At 64.4% G+C, this 19,719-nt stretch carries 18 protein-coding genes and 4 pseudogenes; 10 read left to right on the top strand and 12 right to left on the bottom strand.

Annotated features, from left to right (window positions below):
- Positions 1–324 precede the first annotated feature (324 nt).
- Positions 325–1,588, bottom strand: a pseudogene (locus AC6RIC_RS22695) (IS110 family RNA-guided transposase); the annotation flags it as partial.
- Positions 1,589–1,731: 143 nt separating this feature from the next.
- Between AC6RIC_RS22695 and AC6RIC_RS22690 the strand changes: the two are divergent.
- Positions 1,732–2,129: pseudogene (locus AC6RIC_RS22690) on the top strand (integrase core domain-containing protein); the annotation flags it as partial.
- 18 nt (positions 2,130–2,147) lie between these two features.
- A complete protein-coding gene (locus tag AC6RIC_RS22685; protein WP_454658258.1) occupies positions 2,148–2,804 on the top strand; it encodes a response regulator in 657 nt (218 codons plus the stop codon).
- Between the two features lie 15 nt (positions 2,805–2,819).
- Here the strand turns inward: AC6RIC_RS22685 and AC6RIC_RS22680 are convergent, their stop codons facing one another.
- Entirely contained in the window at positions 2,820–4,988 is a 2,169-nt protein-coding gene (locus AC6RIC_RS22680; protein ID WP_499734005.1) for a sensor histidine kinase, read from the bottom strand.
- A gap of 68 nt (positions 4,989–5,056) precedes the next feature.
- On the bottom strand, positions 5,057–6,031 hold the full coding sequence (locus AC6RIC_RS22675) for an ABC transporter substrate-binding protein (RefSeq protein ID WP_499734004.1): 975 nt from the start codon (positions 6,029–6,031) through the stop codon (positions 5,057–5,059).
- A 250-nt stretch (positions 6,032–6,281) separates the two neighbouring features.
- Between AC6RIC_RS22675 and AC6RIC_RS22670 the strand changes: the two genes are divergently transcribed.
- From AC6RIC_RS22670 to AC6RIC_RS22645, 6 genes and pseudogenes are all read left to right on the top strand, one after another.
- A complete protein-coding gene (locus tag AC6RIC_RS22670) occupies positions 6,282–7,025 on the top strand; it encodes a substrate-binding periplasmic protein (protein ID WP_499734003.1) in 744 nt (247 codons plus the stop codon).
- 72 nt (positions 7,026–7,097) lie between these two features.
- Positions 7,098–7,583 (top strand): GlcG/HbpS family heme-binding protein, encoded by a 486-nt coding sequence (locus tag AC6RIC_RS22665; protein WP_488847248.1) that lies wholly within the window; start codon positions 7,098–7,100, stop codon positions 7,581–7,583.
- Positions 7,584–7,668: 85 nt separating this feature from the next.
- Positions 7,669–7,947: a hypothetical protein gene (locus AC6RIC_RS22660; protein WP_499734002.1), complete on the top strand. Its 279-nt coding sequence runs from the start codon at positions 7,669–7,671 to the stop codon at positions 7,945–7,947.
- 54 nt (positions 7,948–8,001) lie between these two features.
- Positions 8,002–8,391, top strand: a pseudogene (locus tag AC6RIC_RS22655) (DDE-type integrase/transposase/recombinase); the annotation flags it as partial.
- 194 nt (positions 8,392–8,585) lie between these two features.
- Positions 8,586–8,786: a hypothetical protein gene (locus AC6RIC_RS22650; protein WP_499734001.1), complete on the top strand. Its 201-nt coding sequence runs from the start codon at positions 8,586–8,588 to the stop codon at positions 8,784–8,786.
- Between the two features lie 442 nt (positions 8,787–9,228).
- A complete protein-coding gene (locus AC6RIC_RS22645) occupies positions 9,229–9,519 on the top strand; it encodes a helix-turn-helix domain-containing protein (protein WP_499734000.1) in 291 nt (96 codons plus the stop codon).
- A gap of 462 nt (positions 9,520–9,981) precedes the next feature.
- On the opposite strand, the gene AC6RIC_RS22640 is transcribed toward AC6RIC_RS22645, so the two are convergent.
- The 8 genes from AC6RIC_RS22640 to AC6RIC_RS22605 form a co-directional block, all read right to left on the bottom strand.
- Positions 9,982–10,221 (bottom strand): HP1242/YdcH family protein, encoded by a 240-nt coding sequence (locus tag AC6RIC_RS22640; protein WP_499733999.1) that lies wholly within the window; start codon positions 10,219–10,221, stop codon positions 9,982–9,984.
- Between the two features lie 35 nt (positions 10,222–10,256).
- Complete coding sequence (locus AC6RIC_RS22635) at positions 10,257–10,643, bottom strand: hypothetical protein (protein WP_499733998.1); 387 nt, start codon at positions 10,641–10,643, stop codon at positions 10,257–10,259.
- A gap of 151 nt (positions 10,644–10,794) precedes the next feature.
- Positions 10,795–12,153 carry an MBL fold metallo-hydrolase RNA specificity domain-containing protein gene (locus tag AC6RIC_RS22630; protein WP_499733997.1) on the bottom strand — a complete coding sequence of 453 codons (1,359 nt, stop codon included), beginning with the start codon at positions 12,151–12,153 and terminating at the stop codon, positions 10,795–10,797.
- A gap of 68 nt (positions 12,154–12,221) precedes the next feature.
- Positions 12,222–14,201, bottom strand: coding sequence for a heavy metal translocating P-type ATPase (locus AC6RIC_RS22625; protein ID WP_499733996.1), 1,980 nt, complete (start codon positions 14,199–14,201; stop codon positions 12,222–12,224).
- 2 nt (positions 14,202–14,203) lie between these two features.
- On the bottom strand, positions 14,204–14,899 hold the full coding sequence (locus tag AC6RIC_RS22620; protein ID WP_499736647.1) for a VIT1/CCC1 transporter family protein: 696 nt from the start codon (positions 14,897–14,899) through the stop codon (positions 14,204–14,206).
- Positions 14,900–15,082: 183 nt separating this feature from the next.
- Entirely contained in the window at positions 15,083–15,664 is a 582-nt protein-coding gene (locus tag AC6RIC_RS22615; protein WP_499733995.1) for a hypothetical protein, read from the bottom strand.
- 157 nt (positions 15,665–15,821) lie between these two features.
- Entirely contained in the window at positions 15,822–16,283 is a 462-nt protein-coding gene (locus AC6RIC_RS22610) for a globin family protein (RefSeq protein ID WP_454658246.1), read from the bottom strand.
- A 57-nt stretch (positions 16,284–16,340) separates the two neighbouring features.
- Entirely contained in the window at positions 16,341–16,769 is a 429-nt protein-coding gene (locus AC6RIC_RS22605) for an RrF2 family transcriptional regulator (protein ID WP_499733994.1), read from the bottom strand.
- A 457-nt stretch (positions 16,770–17,226) separates the two neighbouring features.
- Here AC6RIC_RS22605 and AC6RIC_RS22600 point away from each other — a divergent pair, with 457 nt between their 5' ends.
- Positions 17,227–17,613 (top strand): DUF6455 family protein, encoded by a 387-nt coding sequence (locus AC6RIC_RS22600; protein ID WP_499733993.1) that lies wholly within the window; start codon positions 17,227–17,229, stop codon positions 17,611–17,613.
- A 119-nt stretch (positions 17,614–17,732) separates the two neighbouring features.
- Entirely contained in the window at positions 17,733–18,851 is a 1,119-nt protein-coding gene (locus AC6RIC_RS22595; protein ID WP_499733992.1) for a PLP-dependent cysteine synthase family protein, read from the top strand.
- A gap of 246 nt (positions 18,852–19,097) precedes the next feature.
- On the opposite strand, the pseudogene AC6RIC_RS22590 reads toward AC6RIC_RS22595, so the two are convergent.
- Positions 19,098–19,640: pseudogene (locus tag AC6RIC_RS22590) on the bottom strand (IS3 family transposase); the annotation flags it as partial.
- Between the last annotated feature and the right edge of the window lie 79 nt (positions 19,641–19,719).

The raw sequence follows: 19,719 nt of genomic DNA, 5'->3' as shown, positions 1-19,719 counted from the left end.
ACGGCGATCGACGTCATCGACGTGCTCTCGGACCTGTTCATCCTGCGCGGCGTGCTGGGACATGTTCGGTCAGACAACGTCCTATGTCGGGAAGCAGCTTTGGGCTTTGGCCAACAGGCCTCATCGCGTCGGCAATGCGCCGACGTCGGCATTAAGCTGATCCAGATGGTTTCCACCGTCAACGGGATCGCTCCCAGCCATAGCAAACACAGGATCCAGCGGCATTGATGCGGCCGTGGTCCTCACCGTCCTCAAGACGAGATACGCACCCAGGTGGAAGGCCCGAACATTATCTACAGGGTCGCCTCTGGCGCCCTCACGGCACTTGCAGAGAGGGGTCCTTCCACCTGGCATCCGACCGTTCCAGGAACGGCCGGTATTCTGTTCCCGTCTTGACGACGGCATGCGCTACCCGCGCCATCTTGGCGGTGAGCGCGGTCATCGCCTTGCGACGGCGATCGGCATCGTCCGCGTGACCGGCAACATAGCGGCCGAGCTTGTCGCGGAAGCTGTTGTCGCATTGGCGCGCGGCGACCTGCGCCGCCATCCAGAACGTTCGGCGCAGCCGGGCATTGCCGTACTTCGACAGCTTGGTCCGACCGCGGAAGGTGCCGGATTGGCAGGTGGCGAGGTCGAGGCCGCAGAACTTCAGGAACTGGCGGTGATGGCCGAACCGGCGCAGATCTCCGGCTTCAGCCATGATTGTCAGAGCGTTGATCGGCCCGATTCCCGGGATACGCCGCAGCAACTGGTAATCGTGATGATCGGCCAACGTGACCTGCGCGATCTCCTCGATCCGGTTGCGCTCCCGGATCAGGCCCCGCGCCTGGGCAATGATCATCCGGAACATCGTGATCGCCGCGCTCTCCTCCGGCACGGGCAACGCGATCGATGAGCAAGCCGTCTCGTAGATGTCGTTGATCAGCCGCGCCTTGGAGACTTTGCGGCCGACCAGAGGCCAGGCCTCGGCCGAAAACGCTTCCCGCTCCAGTGCGGTGATGCTGCCGGGGGTGGGGAAGCGCTCGATCAGCGCCAGGAACCAATCCGAGCGGCTATTGCCGGCGAAGCGGCCGATCTCCGGAAAGTACAGCGGCAGATAATGCGTCAGGATGCGGTGCCAGGTCTGCGTCTTGGCCTTCGAGATCGTCTCGTGCGTCTTCGACAGCTCCTGGAGATCGTTGATGCCGGCGGCCAACGGGTCGACATAGGCCTGCGTCGCGCCGATCCGCAGCATGTGCAGGATGACCTGTGCGTCCTTGGGATCGTTCTTGTCCCAACCGTTGTGCAGCGCCTCCCGGGTTCGGGCCAGCGCGACCGAGGAGATCAGCCGCAGCTCGAAGCCTGCCGTCAGAAGCCGGTAAGCGAGCGTGCGATGGTAGTTGCCGGTCGCCTCGAAGCCGACGAGGATCGGTCGTCCGATCGCGGAAAGCTCAGCAGCCAGGCGGTCGTAATCCGGCCTGGTCGCCAACACGGTCATCCGCCGGCGTCGACCGCCTTCAGGTCGTTCGATCAGGACCTCCTGACGGTGCTTGGACATGTCGATCGCTACCAGCACGACGCCGGTGGGAGTAGAAAAGCGCTTGGTCATGGTTGGCCTCGCTCCAAAGTGTTGTCTCGACAACCTCACTTTAGAGACCTGCTGGTCGGCCATGACCGCCGTGGCGGCGCGCTGCGCTACGCAAGGCTTCGCGCGCCGTCAGCCAACGGTTGAGCCCCTTCCCAATGTGCTACGGCCCCGAGTTCGTCGCCAAGGCCGTGCAGGGATGGATCGGCGCGGTCGGCGCCAAGACGGCCTACATCGCGCCCGGCAGTCCTGGGAGAACGGCTTCATCGAGCCGTTCAATGCCCGGTTGCGCGACGAACTCCTCGACGGCGAGATCTTCTACACGCTCGCGGAGGCGAAGATCGTCGTCGAAAGCTGGCGACGGCACTTCAACACGCTGCGCCCGCATGGTTCGCTCGGCAACAAGCCTGCCGCCCCGAAGGTCTTCATCCCCGCCATGACTGCGCGGACAGTTGCGAAACCCGGAAAAGCAACGTGCCCTGCTTGCCAACTCGCCGGACTTAGGCGAGATCAGCAGACGGAAAGCGACGGGCAGTTGGCACGATTGTCGTTGCGGCTCAGCTAGGGCAATTTGTGCCCTGTCATGCAAATCCTTCTTGTCGATGACCATGCCCTTATTCGCGACGCACTTCGCGCCATCCTGGCCGAGATCATGGCGTGTGCTGTCATCGACGAGGCGGACTCCGCCCGTAAGGCCATGGAGCTTGCCGAAAGCAATCCCGAGACCCAGCTCGTCATCCTCGATCTCGGCCTGCCGGACGGCGATGGTCTCCAGCTCCTGAAGACAATCCGCGCGCGCCTCCCGGCGACGGCGGTGGTCGTCCTGTCGAGCAGCACGGAATCCGATGTGATGGCCGCGGCGCTCGATGCCGGCGCCGTCGGCTTCATTCCGAAATCGGCGCCCCGCTCGGTCATGGTCGGTGCGCTCGGCCTCGTTCTGGCCGGCGGTATCTATATCCCGCCGGAAGCCTGGCCGTCCCGGCCGAAGGATGTGCCCCCGGCGGTGTCGGAGCGGTCTCCGACGCCGGCCGAGCTCGGCCTCACGGGGAGGCAACTCGATGTACTGGCGTTGCTGATGCGTGGCCGCAGCAACAAGGCGATCGCCCGCACGCTCTCGATCGCCGAAGTCACGGTGAAACATCATGTCACTGCGCTGATGCGGGCGCTTCAGGTCAGAAATCGCACCGAAGCGGCACTCGCGATCGCCCGCTACGGTTGGCAATTGCCGGATATCGCCTGAGCATGCCGTCTCTTGTCATGACCCGGCCATCACCTTTGTGATGGCGGCGCGCAGGGCAATCGGCAGCACGGGTTTGCGCAACACATCGGCAGCGGCACCGGAATCACGCTGCTGCAGAGCTTCCGGCTGCCCACTGAGCAAGATGATCCGCAAACCGGGCCGCCGTTTCCGCATCGCCGTAATGGCCGCGATCCCGCCGCCTGTGACGATGTCGTCGTGGTCAGCGACGAGGAGATCGATGGGGGTATCGTCCAGTTCGGCCGGCGATACTGCGTTCCAAACCTCGAAGCCCCATGAACGGAGCAGGACAGCGGTCGCGTTCCGCGCGGCCGGATTGTCGCCAAGCACCGCTGCATGACGCCCCTGACCGAAGTAGGCATGGCGCTGGAGATCGGCCATCGGGAAAGGCTCGGCGATCGGCGGGGCCACGGGCACCCGTATCGCGAAGGTAGAGCCTCGACCTGGCGCCGAAACCAGGCTGATCGGGTGGTTCAGCAGGCGCGCGAAGCTTGCGACGATGAAGAGCCCGAGCCCGAGTCCGCGCTCGCCGCTTTGGCCGGTTGTCGGCGCTCGGAAAAACTCTCCGAAGATGTCGGACTGCATCGCTGCGGGAACACCAGGGCCGGTATCCGTGACCGCGATCGACAGCAGGCCGTCGCTTTCGCTGCAAGAAAGCGCGACGCTGCCCTTGTCGGTGTAGCGGATCGCATTCGCCATCAGATTCTGTACGATGCGTTGCAGGAGCAAGGCATCGCTCTCGACCCAGAGCGTGCTGCTGCCGATCTCCAAATCCAGGCCCTTGGCCGCGGCAGCCGGCACGAAGAGCACTCGCAGGCCCTCGCAGAGCGGGGCGACAGGAAAGCGGGACAGGACTGGCTTGATCGCGCCTGCCTCGATCTTCGAGGTATCCAAGATCGCGTCGAACATGCTGTTGAGGCTGCCGACGGCTTCGGCGAGCTTGCCGTTAAGGCGCACCCGCCGGTCTCTTGTCGGAGTGGCATGCAATTCGTCGATGAAGAGGCTCAAGGCATGCAGAGGTTGGCGCAGGTCGTGGCTGGCGCTGGCCAGGAACCGGGACTTGGCCTGATTGGCGCGCGCCAGTTCTTGCGTCCTCTGCGCAACCTTGTGCTCGAGCGTCGCCCGCTCGGCCTGGAGGCTGTCGGCCATCTCGTTGAAGCGCTCGCCGAGCTCCGCGAATTCGTCGGAGCGCGCGATCGCGATCCGGTGGTCGAGGGCTCCTGCGCCGATCCGGGCCGCGCCGGCCGTCAGCGTCTCGATCGGTCGGATCATGTGCCGCGCGATCAGGATGCCGCAGACGACCGCCGCCACGAGCCCACCCAGCAAGGCGACGAGCGACAGGCGGATGGAGGCATAAACGGGCGCCAGCACCTCGGCCCGCGGCAGTTCGGTGATGACGCTCCAGCCGAGCGACGGCAAACGGGCATGCGCCGACAGGATCTCCTGCCCGTCGAGATCGCGGCCCGCGACGAGCACCGTTCCCCCGCCGGATCGCGACGATGCCAATGCCGCCCGGACCTGCGGCAGGGCCGAGACGTCGGCGCGCCGCAGGACGAGACTGATATCGGGATGCGAGATCAGGCGCCCCGCATCGTCCACCAGCAGCATGCGGCCGGCCTCGCCGATGCGGCTTGCCGCGACGATGTCCCAGATCAGCTTGAGATTGACGTCCGCGACCACGCTGCCTTGCCGGGCAGAGGTGCCGCCGAGATAGATAGTGACGTAGGGCTCCGAGCCGTCCTGGAAATAGACCGGGCCGACATGGCGCCCCTCTCTGCGCGCGGCGAGATAGGCATCCGTCCGACCGAGATCGGCACCCGAGGCGACGACATCCGGCCCCAGGCGCGACACGCGCAGCTGCTCCAGGCCTTGCGGATCGAGTAGCCGCAGCGTGCTGACCGGCGCCAGGCCCCGCAAGGTTCGCAGCGCATCAATCCGCCGATCATCCTCGTTCGTGCTCGACCAGGACGGCGCGATCAGCCAGCGCAGATGCGCTTCGAGCTCGTCGACGAAACGCAGGATGCGTTCGGCCGCCGTCGCGGCCTGCAACTGATGCAGCGCTGTCACTGTCCTCATCTGGGCGCCGAGGATAAGCCACAAGCTCATGCCGCCGGCGCAGACGAGCACGAGCGCCGCGACGCCCGCGATCGCTGCGGCGACCTTCATCGACAATCGACGCCCCAACCTCCGGATAAAATGTCCGGGATGAGCCAAGCTGCGCCGACTGGCTGGCCTCACTCGATCACCTCGTCAGCGCGGGCCAGAATCGCGCGCGAAAAGGCTAGGTTGAAGGAGCGTGCTGCCGTCTGGTTCAGGATGAGTTCGAACTGCGTCGGGCGCTCCACCGGCAGGTCGCCTGGCTTGGCGCCGGCGAGGATTCGCGCCACGAAAAACGCGACGCGACGGTAGATCAGTGACAATCGCGGGCCGTAGGTACAGAGCGCGCCGGCCTGGGCGAAGACCGGCCAGCCGGAGATGACGGGAATGCGTTCCTCGTTCGCGACCGCCATGATCGCCTTGCGATGCGCAATGGCGAAACCGTCGGGCAATAGCGAGATCGCGTCCGGCCGAAGACGCGCGAGATCGGCCCGCGCCGCCAGCACCGCGTCGCTGTTCGGCGTGGCGATAAAGTCGATCGCGATCCCGAGGCGATGCCCGGCTTCTTCGGAGGAGGCGCGCTCGATATCCGAGCCCGCGTGACGCGGGTTGCCGAGCACGGCGACGCGATTCAGTTTCGGGATGATCTCCTTCAGCAGTTCCAGCCGCTTCCCGAGCAGTTCGAAAGCCATGAAGGTGACGCCGGTGCAATTGCCGGAAGGCTGGGAGAGGCTTTTCGCGAAGCCGGCGGAGATCGGATCGGCGCTCGTGACGAAAATGATCGGGACGGGTAATCCGAGCTTGAGCACGTCCGGGATCGCGGCACCCTGCACGATCAGGAGCTCGACGCCACTCTCGACGAGCTCACGCGCCAAGGCGGGAACACGCTCCATCCTGTCGTCGCCGTAGCGATAGAGGATTTCGATGCTTTCCCCGGGAACAAGCTTCTGCTCCACGAGCCCCTCGCGCAGTGCGTCGAGATAGGGCGAGAGGCTTGCCGCCAGCTGGGCCGTCAGCCAGCCGATGCGCCTGATCCGGCCTGGCGTCGCCGCGAGGCTGCGAGAGGCAGCTGCACAAGCTGTCATGACCAAAAGTTCGCGTCGATTGCGCATGTCGACCTCCCCCAAGAACGACAAGAATGCCGTAGCGGAGGGCCGATGCCTAGCGGCTGATACCGAAGTGCTGGCACCAGCGTTGCTGCGTCGGTTTGGAAAATTCTCCTGTAAAGACAAATGTTTGCTTGTTGGCCCACGCTCCCGCGAGGAGCTCGCCGGTGGCACCTGCGGATAATGTCGCGGCTCGATGCCGGCGCCTATCGTCCTGGCGATCGGGGCATCTGCTCCAGCAAGCGAGGACGACATCATGAAAATCGGGATCGCAGGCGCTCTCGTCGCAAGCCTCTGGACCGCGATACCGGCCGCCCAGGCGCAGACCTTGGTCAAGGTCGGCATCACGCCAGCCGGCCAGCCGGCATCCGGCCTGAACCAGGAGACCAAGGCGCCAGAGGGGTTCGCCGTCGAGATCATGCAGGCGGTCAGCGCCGATGCCGGCCTCAGCCTGCAGTTCCAGGCGATGCCGTTCGGTGAACTGCAGCAGGCGCTGATCGAGCGGAGGATCGATGCCATTGCGGGATCTTTCGGCATCACGCCCGAGCGTCAGAAGATCGTCGATTTCACGCATCCCTATGGCAGTTATCGCGATGTCCTGATCGTAAAGGCCTCGAACAACGCTGCCTTCAAGTCTGTCACCGACCTCAAGGGGATGAAGATCGCGGCATCGCGCGGCAGCTCCTATGTCAAGCCGCTCGAGGAGGCTGGTGCCGACATCTCACTTTCGGCCACGCCGCCGGAATCGATCGCCAAGCTCCAGGCTGGCAGCGTCGAGGGGATCATCGAGAACGGCTTGCAGGCCAATTTCCTGCTGCGGATGAGCGGGGACACAGGACTGCGGACGGTCGCGAGCTATCAGCCCATCCTCGTCGGTCAACTCGCCTTTGCGGTGCGTAAGGGTGATGCCGACCTGCTGATGAAGATCGACCGCTCGCTGTCCAAGCTGGAGGCGGCCGGCACCGTCGCTGCGATCAAGACGAAATGGGGCCTCGACTGAATTCGAGGCGTCCAATCCTGCCTCCGAACCCGCAACCCCAAGCGCCGAACGGCGCCTGCCGGAGCCTGTCCCATGAAGACGACATCGTTGGTCGCATTCGCTGCATTTTGTCTGCCGATGGCAGCCCATGCGCAAGCGCCTCAAGTTGAAAAGAACGTCTCGATGGCGATGGCGCAGGCCATCATCGTCGGTGCAGTCGAGGAATGCGCCAAGACCTCGTTCCGGGTTTCCGTGGTCGTCGTCGACAAGGCGGGGCAGCTCGCTGCGGCGCTGCGCGGCGACGGTACTGCGCCGCACACCATCGAGTTCGCCCGCATGAAGGCCTACACGGCCCGGACCCGCAACCAGACCTCGCTGGAGTTCGCCGCGGCGACGGCCAGCGGCGATGCCGCGGCGCTGCGCCAGATTCCGGGCGTCATCGCGATCGGCGGTGGCGTGCCGATCAAGGTCGGCACCGAGACGATCGGCGCAGTCGGGGTCTCCGGCGCGCCTGGTGGCGACAAGGACGAAATCTGCGCCAAGGCGGGGATCGCCAGGGTCGCGGCGGCGCTCAACTGATCTTTCCAAGGCCGGCCGACACTACTGCACGAGGCGCAGGCGGCCGGCCATTCCGGCATCAACACCGTCAAGAAGGGAAACGATCATGGTCTCCGCATTAAACGCCCACGGCACGTTTCGGTGCTCCGGAAAAGCCAGCCGCATCGCAACCTGCCTGCTCAGCCTCCTGTCGGCGCCGGACCTCTCTTTCGCACAGGGGGCCCAGGACGTCTGCCCCAGGGGATATTCGATTTTCCAGACGGTCTGCTTGAACGAATCGACGGGCGATGTGGTCAATCAATTCCGCAAAAGCGAGGCCGGAGGAGTTCCATCGCCGGTGCCCAATCCTGACAAGGCGCCAGCTCCGGCCAAATCCGGCGGCTGAGCATCGGTCGCGCGAGACAGGTTCAGGAGGTATGCCATGTCCGCCGCTGCCGATCAGGGTTTCGAGGTGCGCTTCGTGACGCCGCCCGGGGAACAGGCTCAGGTCGATTTCGCCCAGTTCCCGGTCGTCTTCACCGACGAGCCGACGACGCCGAGGATCGTCTGGCTGTTCTCCATGGTGCTCGAGTTCAGTCGATTGATCTGGGCACGCTTCGTCGTCCATCAGGACCTGCCGACGGTGCTGCGCTGCCACGTCGCCGCCTTCGAGGCGTTGGGCGGCTCTCCCAACGAAGTGCTCTACGATCGGATGAAGACCGCCGTGATCGGCAAGGCCGAGATCGGCGGCATCATCTACAATCGCGCCCTCGTCGACATCGCGCGGCATTATGGCTTCCATCCCAGGGCCTGCAACCCCTACCGCGCCAAGACCAAGGATGAGTTCGAGTAGCCCATTTCGACCGGATCGTGCTGGTTTTCCGAGCCCACGGGCGACCACGCGGCGAACGGCAGGGTCTGAGGTTAAAGCCCTGCGGCGCCGCCTGATCATTGTCGCTCCTCGCTTGTGGCGCCTGTGGGGGCCAGGTGTGGCCCTGTTTTTCGCCACCCGGTTGTCATGAGCCGATATGCATTTTCGGCCATTTGAGCCTGGTTGCATTCGTCGCGTTGGCGCTGCGCCTTCTCGTTGAGCTATGGCAGGATGCCGAGCTGGCCGGCGAAGAAAGCAGGATGAATATCGCCAAGATGGGCGGGCGGGGATTTGAGCGGGATGGAGAGCGATGCTTTCTCGCGCCGGGCGTGTCGCATCCCGCGCTCGCGGTGTGGAGTTCTGCGACGGATTAAGCGGCAGTTCTGGAAGAAGACACGTCGTGCAGCAAGAGCTGCTCAATCCGGGGGGCGCTAGACATGAAGCTTGTCGACTTAGGATTGGTGTTGAATTTCAAAGCGGTGGCGGCGTCTGGCGCTGCACCGATGTTGGTACGCGCATCGTCACCGCGATCCGCATGGATCGGGTCGAGAAGGCCAGCAAACAAGGCGACGCGATTGTGAAGGGCGCGCTCAACCGAAACCAGGCGGAAGCCGAGGGGGCAGGGGCTGCCCTATGCCGTGGCAGAAATCGTATTCGACGAAGACGACTTGGAAAGCTGCGAGCCATACCGCTGATCGTACTGGATGGTACTACGGCAATGCCGTATAAGATGACATGCATAGCGTCCTGCTGACTTCGGTGTTCGAGAGGCAGGCCAAGGCGGCAGGGCGTGGGCGAAGACAGGAGGCCAGTGACATGACGAAGTTCGGTGAGGAACTGCTGGAGAGCGCTAATGAGGCGCTGGCGATTGCGCAGGGCAAGGCGAAGCCAATGCGCACGATCACGGTGGACGCGGTTGACGTCGCCGCCATCCGCAAGCGCCTCGGGTTGTCTCAGGACGCCTTCGCGAAGAAGTTCGGCCTCAGCGCCGCAACGCTCCGGGACTGGGAGCAGGGCCGGAGGCAGATGGACCGCACGGCACAGGCGTTTCTCAAGGTGATCGACCGAGCGCCGGATGCGGTGGAGAAAGCCCTGAAGGCGGCGTGACTGCCAGACGGGTACGGGCTTCCGGACAACACCCTGACGATGAGCCCGAGCGAGGCGGAGAGCAGGAAGAGCGCGGCGGAGCGGGCCGTCAACATGCCTCCCGGCCGGGCCTCAACATCATTGTAGATCGATCCGCCGGAGCCGGCAGAGGCGCAGTGCACCGCCATGGCCGCCGCCACCGCACCGTCGATCGAGGCATGGCGCTTGGGCGGCTTGGACCCAGGCTAGAAAGGCGGCTGCCGGGGCAATTTCCTCAGGCTTTCGTCGCGGTCACATTGTCCAGCATCTTGGGCCCGCGCTGGGTGGCTGGCCCGGAGTGATTGTGGGGCGGGCGCCGCGATCGCCGACACCGCGCTGTCGACCGCGCGGCTCGCAATGCGCAGCCAGACGGGAGTTCTGTCCAGACAGTGCTGGAGCCGCGTGTGAGCAAGTGTGGCCGCTACGGCGGCCACACCATTGCGATCAGATTCTTTCGAGCGCGGCCGTAATCCTGTCCTTCAGTGCGAGGCGCTGACGGCGCAGCGTCGCTTCAGCTTCTTCGGAAATGGCGTCGAGACGCGCCTCGGCCCGATGAATTCGGTCATTGACCTCATCGTATTCCGTCAGAATATGCGCAAATTCCGGGCTTTTCGCCTTGAGGGCATGAATAGCGTCCATCTGTTCCGGGAACTCATCGCCAAGCGTATGCGGGGTATTGGACAAGGTTCTGCTCTCCTTTGTACAGCAGCGGTCCGGCGTCAGGGCTTTTCGACGCGCGCGACCTGATAAGTGTGAAACTCGTGTCCCCGCCCGATCGAGACATATTCTCCGAGGCGGAAACATTCCTCGCCCAGGCGGAAACCGGTCTCGGTGTCCCGGTCACCCTCCTCGTAATCAAAATACCATTGGCCGCCGGGCTTGCGCCGCAACCGACCGACCCTGACCGTCTCGCCCTTCTGAAAATACCGGACGCGACAGAATTCCTGGGATTTCTTCCATTCGTGAGGATCGAGGAAGCCTTCCCGGTCGAGCGGCAACAGAAGATCGTAGCCTTCCTCACGGTCTCCGTCCGGATGACCCTGGTCGCGCGCGCAAAGCAGCCGCACATGGCGGAAGGCTGGGGCGAGTTCCCTGGTTTCGACCAAGATCCATGTCCTCCATTTCAGTCTTCCACAGAACCCGGAGGGGTTTCGGCGGATTTTGCGAGAGATCTGTGTCCCTCTTACGCTATTCGTGCTGCATCTTTCTTGATCTAGCGCAACCGGGGTCACGGCAGGCGTCGGTGGATGCTCCTATTCACAGGCGGAACTCCTGATCCTGCCGTGGCACGACACCCGGCCAGCCCAGTTCGCGCTCGATCCGGACGCGGAGCGCCTCGGAGGCTTCCGGTTCCCCGTGGACAATGAACACACGCCGCGGCGCGCGCCTGAATCCCGAAAGCCAACGCATCAGTTCGTTGCTGTCGGCATGGGCCGACAGCATGTCCAACTGTGCAACCTCCGCCTTGATCGGCACCCAATCCCCGTGAATCTTGAGGTCCTTCGCGCCCTGCTGCAGCGTACGCCCGCGTGTTCCGGGAGCCTGGAAACCAGAAAGCAGGATCGTGCATCTCGGATCGGGGCCAAATGTCTTGAGATGGTGCAACACGCGCCCTCCGGTTGCCATGCCGGAGGCAGCGATGACGATCTTCGGATACCTGCTCGCCGTGATCGCCTTCGACGCTTCGACATCGTTGGCGTACTGGGCGATGCCGAAGGCTTCACGGCATGTCGCGTGATCCAGTTTATGGTCGTGCGGATGGCGGCACATCATCTCGGTTGCGTCGGCTGCCATCGGGCTGTCCAGGAAGATCGAGATGGAAGCGAGGCGCCCGGCCAGCTTCAGTCTCCAGAAATAATAGAGAAGCTGCTGTGCCCGGCCGACGGCAAAGGCCGGTATGACGAGCGTGCCGCCGCGTTTCACGGTGCGTTCGGCGATCGCGCCGAGCGCCTCGGCCGGATCCTCCGCCGGATGAACCCGGTCGCCATAGGTGGATTCGATCACGATGTAGTCGGGCTCTCCGCCCGATACGGGATCTGGAAACAACGCATCGTTGTAGCGCCCGATATCGCCTGAAAACACCAGGCTGCGGCCTCCCCAGTGGATCTCCGCATGCGCAGCGCCCAGAATATGGCCGGCGTGGCGGAAACGCAGCGTCAGGCTGCTGGGCAGCGTAATCGTCTTGTCGAATGGCACGGTCGAAATATGTTCAAGAGCCCGCCGTGCATCGTGCACGCCATAGAGGGGTAAAGCGGGGGTGTGCTTCGACAAATGGTGCCGGTTGAGGAACTCGGCATCCTTCTCCTGCAGGAAGGCACTATCCGTCAGGATCAGTTCGGCGACGTCCCGCGTCGACTCTGTCGCGTAGATCCTGCCGCGGAAGCTGTCCCGGACGAGCCGGGGCAGGTATCCGGAGTGATCAAGATGGGCATGCGTCAGGATGACGGCCTCGATCGTCTCCGGTTGGACCGGCAGCTTCTCCCAGTTCAGTTCACGCAGGTTCTTGAGCCCCTGGAACAGGCCGCAGTCGATGAGGACATGATGACCCTCGTAGGTGAGGAGGTGCTTTGATCCTGTGACGGTTCCGGCCGCGCCGAGCGATGTCATCGTAAGCATGTGCGATCTTTCGCGGGTTTCCGTGGCAGGAGAAGATCTGGCGCCCACGCATTCGCTGCCGGGCTGCGTCACGATGCGGTGGGCGATGTTGTCCGCGATGGGAACTCTGGGCGCACTGAGGTCGGAGGATCGGGCTGGCATTGAACGGGTGCACTCCCATCACCACCGCGTATCCCGTCCGACAGGAGGCGCAGACCATTCAGCACGACCAGAACGGTACCGCCCTCATGTCCGATCACCGCGAGCGGAAGCGGCAGATCGAAGAACAGGCCGCCGGTCACCAGCACCAGCATGGCGCCGATCGCGACGACGAGGTTCTGCCGGATGATCGCAGCCGTCCGGCGTGCCAGACGGTGAGCATCGGCCAGCTTCTTCATGTCTTCTGACAGCAGGGCGACGTCGGCGGCCTGCAGTGCGACGTCCGACCCCGCTGCCCCCATCGCGATACCGACATCGGCACGAGCCAATGCGGCGGCATCGTTGACGCCATCGCCGACGAAGGCGACCTTGCCATCACGCGCGAGGTCGCCGACCTGGAGCACCTTGTCCTGCGGCAGCATCTCGGCATGAACCTCATCGGGAGCAAGGCCAAGTTCCGCACCGATGCGCAAGGCCACCGGCCTGCGGTCACCTGTCATCATGACGATGCGGTTGACGCCTCCGGCGCGAAGCGCAGCCAGCGCCGGAGCAGAACTGGCTCTTGCTTCGTCCGCGACGCTGACGGCACCCAGAACAGTCGCGCCGCGCCCGAGGTAAACCACGGTCTGGGAACTGTCGGCGAGTTCACGGAATGCGGGATCATCGACGGAAGCGCCCATCTCGGCGGCGAGGTGGGCGTTCCCGGCCCATATCGGGCCAAACGCGTCGTGGCCAATGATACCGGCGCTCGGGCGGGAGCTGACGTCCACGACCTTCGTCGGCTCGATGCCGTTCGCAACAGCCTGCCGGCGGATGGCCGCCGCGACATGATGCTCCGAATGGGCTTCCAGCCCAGCCAGAAGAGAAAGAAAGCGGCGTTCCTCTCCGTCCAGGGCAACGATGAACGTCACCGCCGCTCGACCATTGGTCAGGGTTCCGGTCTTGTCGAAGGCAAAGGTATCGACCGCGGCGAGGGTTTCGAGCGCGCCGCCCCCTTTGAACAGGACGCCGCCTCGCGCCGCGGCGGAGAGGGCCGACAGGATCGCGGCGGGAACCGATATGACGATCGCGCAGGGGCTGGCCGCGACCAGAAGAGTCGCGGCCCTGTAAAGGGCCTGCTCCCAGTCCCGGCCAAGCCAATAGAAGGCCGCGAAGGCGAGACCGGCTCCCAGCAGGACAGCGATGGTATAACGCTGGCCGAACCATGCGCTGAAGCGCTCGGACGGCGCCTTCGCTTCCTGAGCCTCGGTCACGAGCTGGATCATGCGTGCGATCGTGCTGTCGCCGACCGTCCGGGTGACGGTCACGTCCAGGACCCCGTCGAGATTGACCGTGGCCTCGAAGACCTGTTGCCCCGGTTCCTTGGAGACCGGCATGGACTCGCCGGTGATATTGGCCTCGTCGATGCCGCCGCGGCCGTGCAAGATCACGCCGTCGGTCGGCACGCGTGCGCCCGGGCGCAGCACCACCACATCGCCGACGACCAACTCGGAAGCGGGAACCTCCACCGTGGTCCCATCCTCTCCTTTGCGGAAAGCTGTTTCCGGGCGTAACGCCATCAGGGCCTCGACGGCACGGCGCGCACGCCCCAAAGCCTGGTGTTCAAGCGTGGTCGACACGCTGAAAAGCGTCAGTAGCACGGCGCCCTCGAACGGCGCTCCAACGGCAGCAGCGGCTATGGCTGCGACCACCATCAGCAGGTCTATGTCGAGGACGTGCTCGCGCCACAGCGCGGACAGGGCACTCCAGGCGGCGGGGATACCGCCGGCAGTATAAACCAATACAAGGCCGGGCCATCTCAGAGCGGAGATCCCTTCGGCCGGCGGCCAGGTCCCAATGACCGCCAGGATCATTCCCAGGATCGCCAGGCCGGACATGACAGTCTCGAAATCGAACGACAGACGTTTCATCGTCACACCGCCCGGCCGATGAGAGAGCCGATCATCGCGGTCGAGGCCATCGCGACGGCGCCCCAGAACACCACCCGGACGGTGGGCTTCCAGATGCTGGCGCCGCCAGCTCGGGCACCGACCGCGCCAAGCACCGCAAGGCCGATGAGGCAGGCTATGGATACGGTCCATGCCGCTGTTCCAGCGGGAGCAAGCACGGCGACGATCAGCGGCAGAGCAGCACCCGCCGCGAACGTCACCGCCGAGGTGAATGCGGCCTGGACGGGCATCGCCATCACATGGCTCGCGAGTCCGAGTTCGTCCCGTGCATGCGCTTCGAACGCATTCTTCGCCATCATTTGTTTGGCGACTTGCCGGGCCAGCTCCGGAGCCACTCCGCGCTGCTCATAGATCGCGGCGAGCTCGGCCAGTTCAGCCTCGGGCTGCGTCGCCAGTTCATGACGCTCGCGTGCCATGTCGGCTTCTTCGGTATCGGCCTGCGAGCTGACCGACACATATTCGCCCGCGGCCATCGACATGGCTCCCGCCACGAGCCCAGCCACGCCGGCAACGAGGATTTCATGCGAGGCTGCGGTCGCGGCGGCGACGCCGACGATCAGACTCGAAGTCGAGATCAATCCGTCATTCGCACCCAGCACCGCCGCCCGAAGCCAGCCTATGCGTTCGATGAGATGGTTTTCCTTGTGAAGGGCGCGCATGGGCACAGCTTTCGAACAGGCGTTGCAGGATTGAACGATCATGCTTGGTCGGCGAAGGCGTCGGTTCGATAAAACCCGCCCGTCACCTGACAAGCAGGCGTCGATCAATCAATAAATTGGAATAATTCTAAACTACAGAATGTCTGGTGGATTTGCGCTGTGTCAAGGACCGGGCAGCCTGCTTCAGGACGACACGCCGCTGTCGCAGCTTATCCATCCGAGGCCACCCAGCAGGTTGGCAGGCTTGCGTCGAAGCCTGCCTTCAACGCCTTTGCAGCAGATCGGATCACGTTTGCGGCCATGGCGTCGAAAACATCCGGATCGCAAAAAGCAGCTCGCCTCGTCGGTCGTGTTGCCGCAGAAGATCTGGGACCCGGCTTGCCGAAAGGAACAGGCCTTCTTCGACAAGCCGACCGGGCGGCAGATGCGGGTGGTGTATTGTGTGTATTTGGTCAGCGGCACGGCGATGCAGCCCGCCGACAGATCGACTTCGACCAGCTTGGCGCCGTCATCAGCCTCGCCGCGGGCAGCCAGGGCGTCGCCGACGAACAGGGCGGCGTGGGACCACGTCGACTGCGTCATATACTTGATCACAGTCGATACGCGCTGGTTTCCCTCGATCAGCAAGACGTCGCCCGGTTGCAGGCTCCGTCGTAGTGCCGCGGGGTCGGAGGGCGTGAACGGCGCGTAGGCTTTGGAAGGCTTGGCGATCACCTGCATGATGGCCCGGCCGGTGAGATCACGGATCCGTTCCCGAACGCCCATCTTCGATCTCCAGCACGGCTGGCGGGAGGGCTATCGCCTGTCAGCAGCCGGCGGCGATCATGAGCGCCGCGGCGTCTCCCGCCAACACGCTCCGGACCCATACAACCCGGGATGGACGGCGTGGTTCCGCGGAGATCGCGTGAACGCGCGTCCCGGCCTATCCGAGACCGACACCGATCCGCAGGGCGTCCTCGGCCGCGCTGATACGGCGGGCCAGCGGCATCGCGCTGGTTTCGCTCGGCGGCGGACGCAACGCGCGCAAGGTCAGATCACAGACGCTGTCAGCCAGGTCCGACAGCGAAGCAGCAGCATGAAGAGGCAGGATTGCCAGCGCAGTCTCGACGAAGAGATCGCGCACATCGACGACGTGCTCGGGCGCCAGTTCCGGAAACGCCTCGAACAGCGCCGCCAAGCCGCCGCCATGATCGCCAGTGCGTGCGCCCAGCGCCGCGATGAAATGCGTGAGGTCGTGCTCGAATTCGGCCCAGCGGTTGCCGACGACACGGTCGAGCGGGCGGCGCAGGCGGGGATGCGCACGCAACCGCTCGCTCAGCGTCGCGACGACGTCGTGCAAGCTGTCTTCGTCGAGGCCGAAGGCTTGGTCGAATACCAGTCGCATCTTATGGCCGCTCCTTCCTGCCGCGCGCCACACGGAGCGTTGCCACAACGCCCCGCCTCAAGCCGCCGGCGCGAGGCCGAAATCCACCGGGTTCAGCATCAGATCGGCCAGGGTGTAGCGATCGATCGCGGCGAGGAAGGCGGCCAGCGCCTCATGAAGGACGCCCTGAAGCCGGCAGCGTGACGCGATCACGCAGTCCTTGCCACCGCCGAAGCACTCGACCAGCGCGAAATCCGGCTCCGTCAGGCGCAGGACCTCGCCGATCCAGATCTCGGACGGCGCTTTGGCCAGAGCAAGTCCGCCGGAGCGACCGCGGACAGCTCGGAGGAAACCGGTCCTGGTGAGCTGATGGCAGACCTTCGTCAGATGCGCGCGTGAAATCCGGTAGGTCGCGGCCGTCTCCTCGATCGTGATCAGGCGCTCATCCCGGCTTGCCGCATACATCAGGACCCTGAGTGAATAATCGGAAAATCGCGTCAGTCGCATGAGCCATCCCGCATGTTCCGGCCAATTGCCCCGACAGACCGTTCCATCCCGACGAGACGAGCCCTTCGCCGCAGCCGCCCGCGGAAACCGAGCGATCGCTATACGAAGAGCATGACGAAGGCCATTCCGACAACGACCAGAACAAGTCCCCATATCAGCATCGGCACCAACGTTCTGTCGGTGCCGGTACCCTGCTGCGGACGGCCGGTCATCGGGAGTTTCCTTAAAAGATGTATTCGGGATGTATCTTATGACTTAAAATGAGCATTGTAAATTCCAGTTTTGCGTCGAACAATCATGGCATGGTGCCGCCGCGGCCAATCTCCCAATGGGATTGGGCGGGCGGAGGTGAAGTGCGGCATTGCTCGAACGGGCGTCCGTGGCGGGAGGTTTGAGATAGCGCAACGAACGACGCTGCCGGCGGGACGATAGTCACGTTGGGGGCGTGGAGGTGGCCATGCAGATCGTCGAAGCGGTTCGCCAATGGTGGCGCGTTCAATCCTACCTAAGAAAACTGGAGGCGCTCGGCCCGGCGGCGATGGCCGAACTGGCCCGGGACAACGCCATTCCCGAGGCCGACCTGCGCCAGCTCGTATCTCGTCGCGACTCGGACTCCGCTTTGCTTCCTCGCCTCCTGGAGCGCTTGGGTATCGACCCCGAACAGCTGGCTCGCCGGCAAGCAAGCGTGATGCGGGACATGACGATCGTCTGTGCGGGGTGCGCGATGACGCGCCGGTGCCGCAGCGAGCTCAGCCAGCAAGACGCTCCCCTGCGACACGGCCGGTATTGCCCGAACATGGAAACCGTCAGGGCACTGCGCCAGGATGCTCGGGCGATATCGTAACCGCGCGGGTTCCAGGAGCATCGCGGATTGAGGGCAGTGATTCTGGGGGCTTTGCGCCGGCAAAGAACCGTGGCCAGTTGTCGGCCCCTGGTCCGCACGGCGGCGGAGGGAGGGATTGAATGGAAATGGAGCGGTGCGCGGACGCGATGGGATCGGCCCGGAACTGGGTGGACCGCGCGATTGCCGCGATCGAAGCGGACCAGCGCCGCTCCGCCGATACACATCTCTGGAAGCTTGATGTGCCGGCGCTGGCCGGGATCGACCTGTACCTGAAGGATGAATCGACACATCCGACCGGCAGCCTGAAGCACCGGCTGGCGCGCTCGCTGTTCCTCTATGCGCTGTGCAACGGCTTCATCCGGGAAGGCACGGCGGTGGTCGAGGCCTCGTCAGGCTCGACTGCGGTGTCGGAGGCCTATTTCGCCCGCATGATCGGCGTCCCGTTCTTCGCCGTCATGCCGCGCTTCACCTCGCCGGAGAAGATCGCCGCGATCGAGCATTACGGCGGCCTGTGCCATTTCATCGACGATGGCGAACGGATCTATGCCGAATCCGCCGAATTGGCGGCGCGCCTGTCCGGCCATTTCATGGATCAGTTCACCCATGCCGAGAGGGCGACCGATTGGCGCGGCAACAACAACATCGCCGAGTCGATATTCCAGCAACTGGCGAGCGAGCGCCACCCGATCCCGTCCTGGGTCGTTATGAGCGCGGGAACAGGCGGCACCACCGCGACGATCGGCCACTACATCCGCTACAAGCGCCACGGGACGCGGCTTTCCGTGGCCGATGTCGAGCGCTCCGCCTTCTTCGAGGGTTTCTCCACGCGCAATCTCGGCTGCCGCTGCGATCGCCCCTCGCGCATCGAGGGCATCGGAAGGCCGCGTGTGGAACCCTCCTTTGTGCCGGGTGTGATCGACACCATGCTGCGCGTGCCGGATGCCGTCTCGCTGGCGGCGATGCGGGTGCTCTCGCGTTGGCTCGGGCGGCGCGTCGGCGGTTCGACCGGCACGAACTTCGCCGCGATGTGCTTCCATGCGGCGCGCATGGCGAGTGCGGGCGAGGCGGGGTCGCTGGTGACCCTGATCTGCGACTCCGGCGACCGCTATTCCAACAGCTACTACGACGATGCCTGGCTGGAAGCGAACGGGCTCGATCCCTCGCCGTTCGAGCCCGCCATCGAGGCTTTCCTCCAAGACGGCAGGCTCGACCTCGATCTCGCGGAATGCCAAGGCTGAGCGCGAGGGAGTTACAACGAAATGAGAGCGATATCGCTGGCGACGCGAGAGCCGGATCGGCGACTGCACCGGTGGATCGCGTTATGATGCGCCCTGCGGCGACAGGTCAGGCTGAGGCGTGCCCGCCTGCGACATGACGGTACGGCGTCTGGAGGAACCGTGGGATCCGATCGCAGTCCCGGAGGCTTGACGTCTGTCGGGCAGAAGAACACGATCTCCTCGCCGTACGGGTGATGGGCTGCTTCTGTAGGCGAAGCCCTCCGGGGTCCTGATGTAGGGGATGTCCGTCACCCACGCCTTGTCCTGCGCATCAACATCGAACTGTCGGGCCAGGGTGTTGTCGACCACGACCGACGGCTTGCCGCCATGAGATCCCGGCCGGCGCCGATAGCCGATCTGGGCCTTGATTCCGGCCAACCTTGCCAGGCGGGCGACGCGGTTGGCGCAACTGATCTCGCCCTGATCGAGCAGGTCGTCATGTAGCTTGCAGTAGCCATAGACCCGGCCGCTCTCCTTCCAGGCCTTATCGAGAAGCTCGATCTGGCGCGCATCCTCCTGGGCTCGCCGGCTCAACGGGTTCTTCAGTCAGGCATAGAAACCGCTGGGCAGGATGCGCAGGCAGCGACACATCGCCCGCACCGGGAATTGGCGGCGATGCTCGGCCACAAACGCGTAACTCGCTGCTTCGCGCGGCCCTTCGGGTCACTTTGCATCCTTGGCGAAGTACGCGATGGCTTTTTTTAGGATGTCACGCTCCTCGGTGACCCGCACCAGTTCCGCCTGCAGGCGGCCAGCCCATTGCGCGCGCCTTATGCAGAACCCAGGTGCTCCGGTTTCTGACGCATTGCTGACGTCAAGCGTTGGAAGG

Source organism: Allobosea sp. TBD101 (assembly GCF_059817965.1).
The sequence above is the reverse complement of the archived record's forward strand: the minus strand, read 5'-3'. Positions and strand labels throughout refer to the sequence as shown.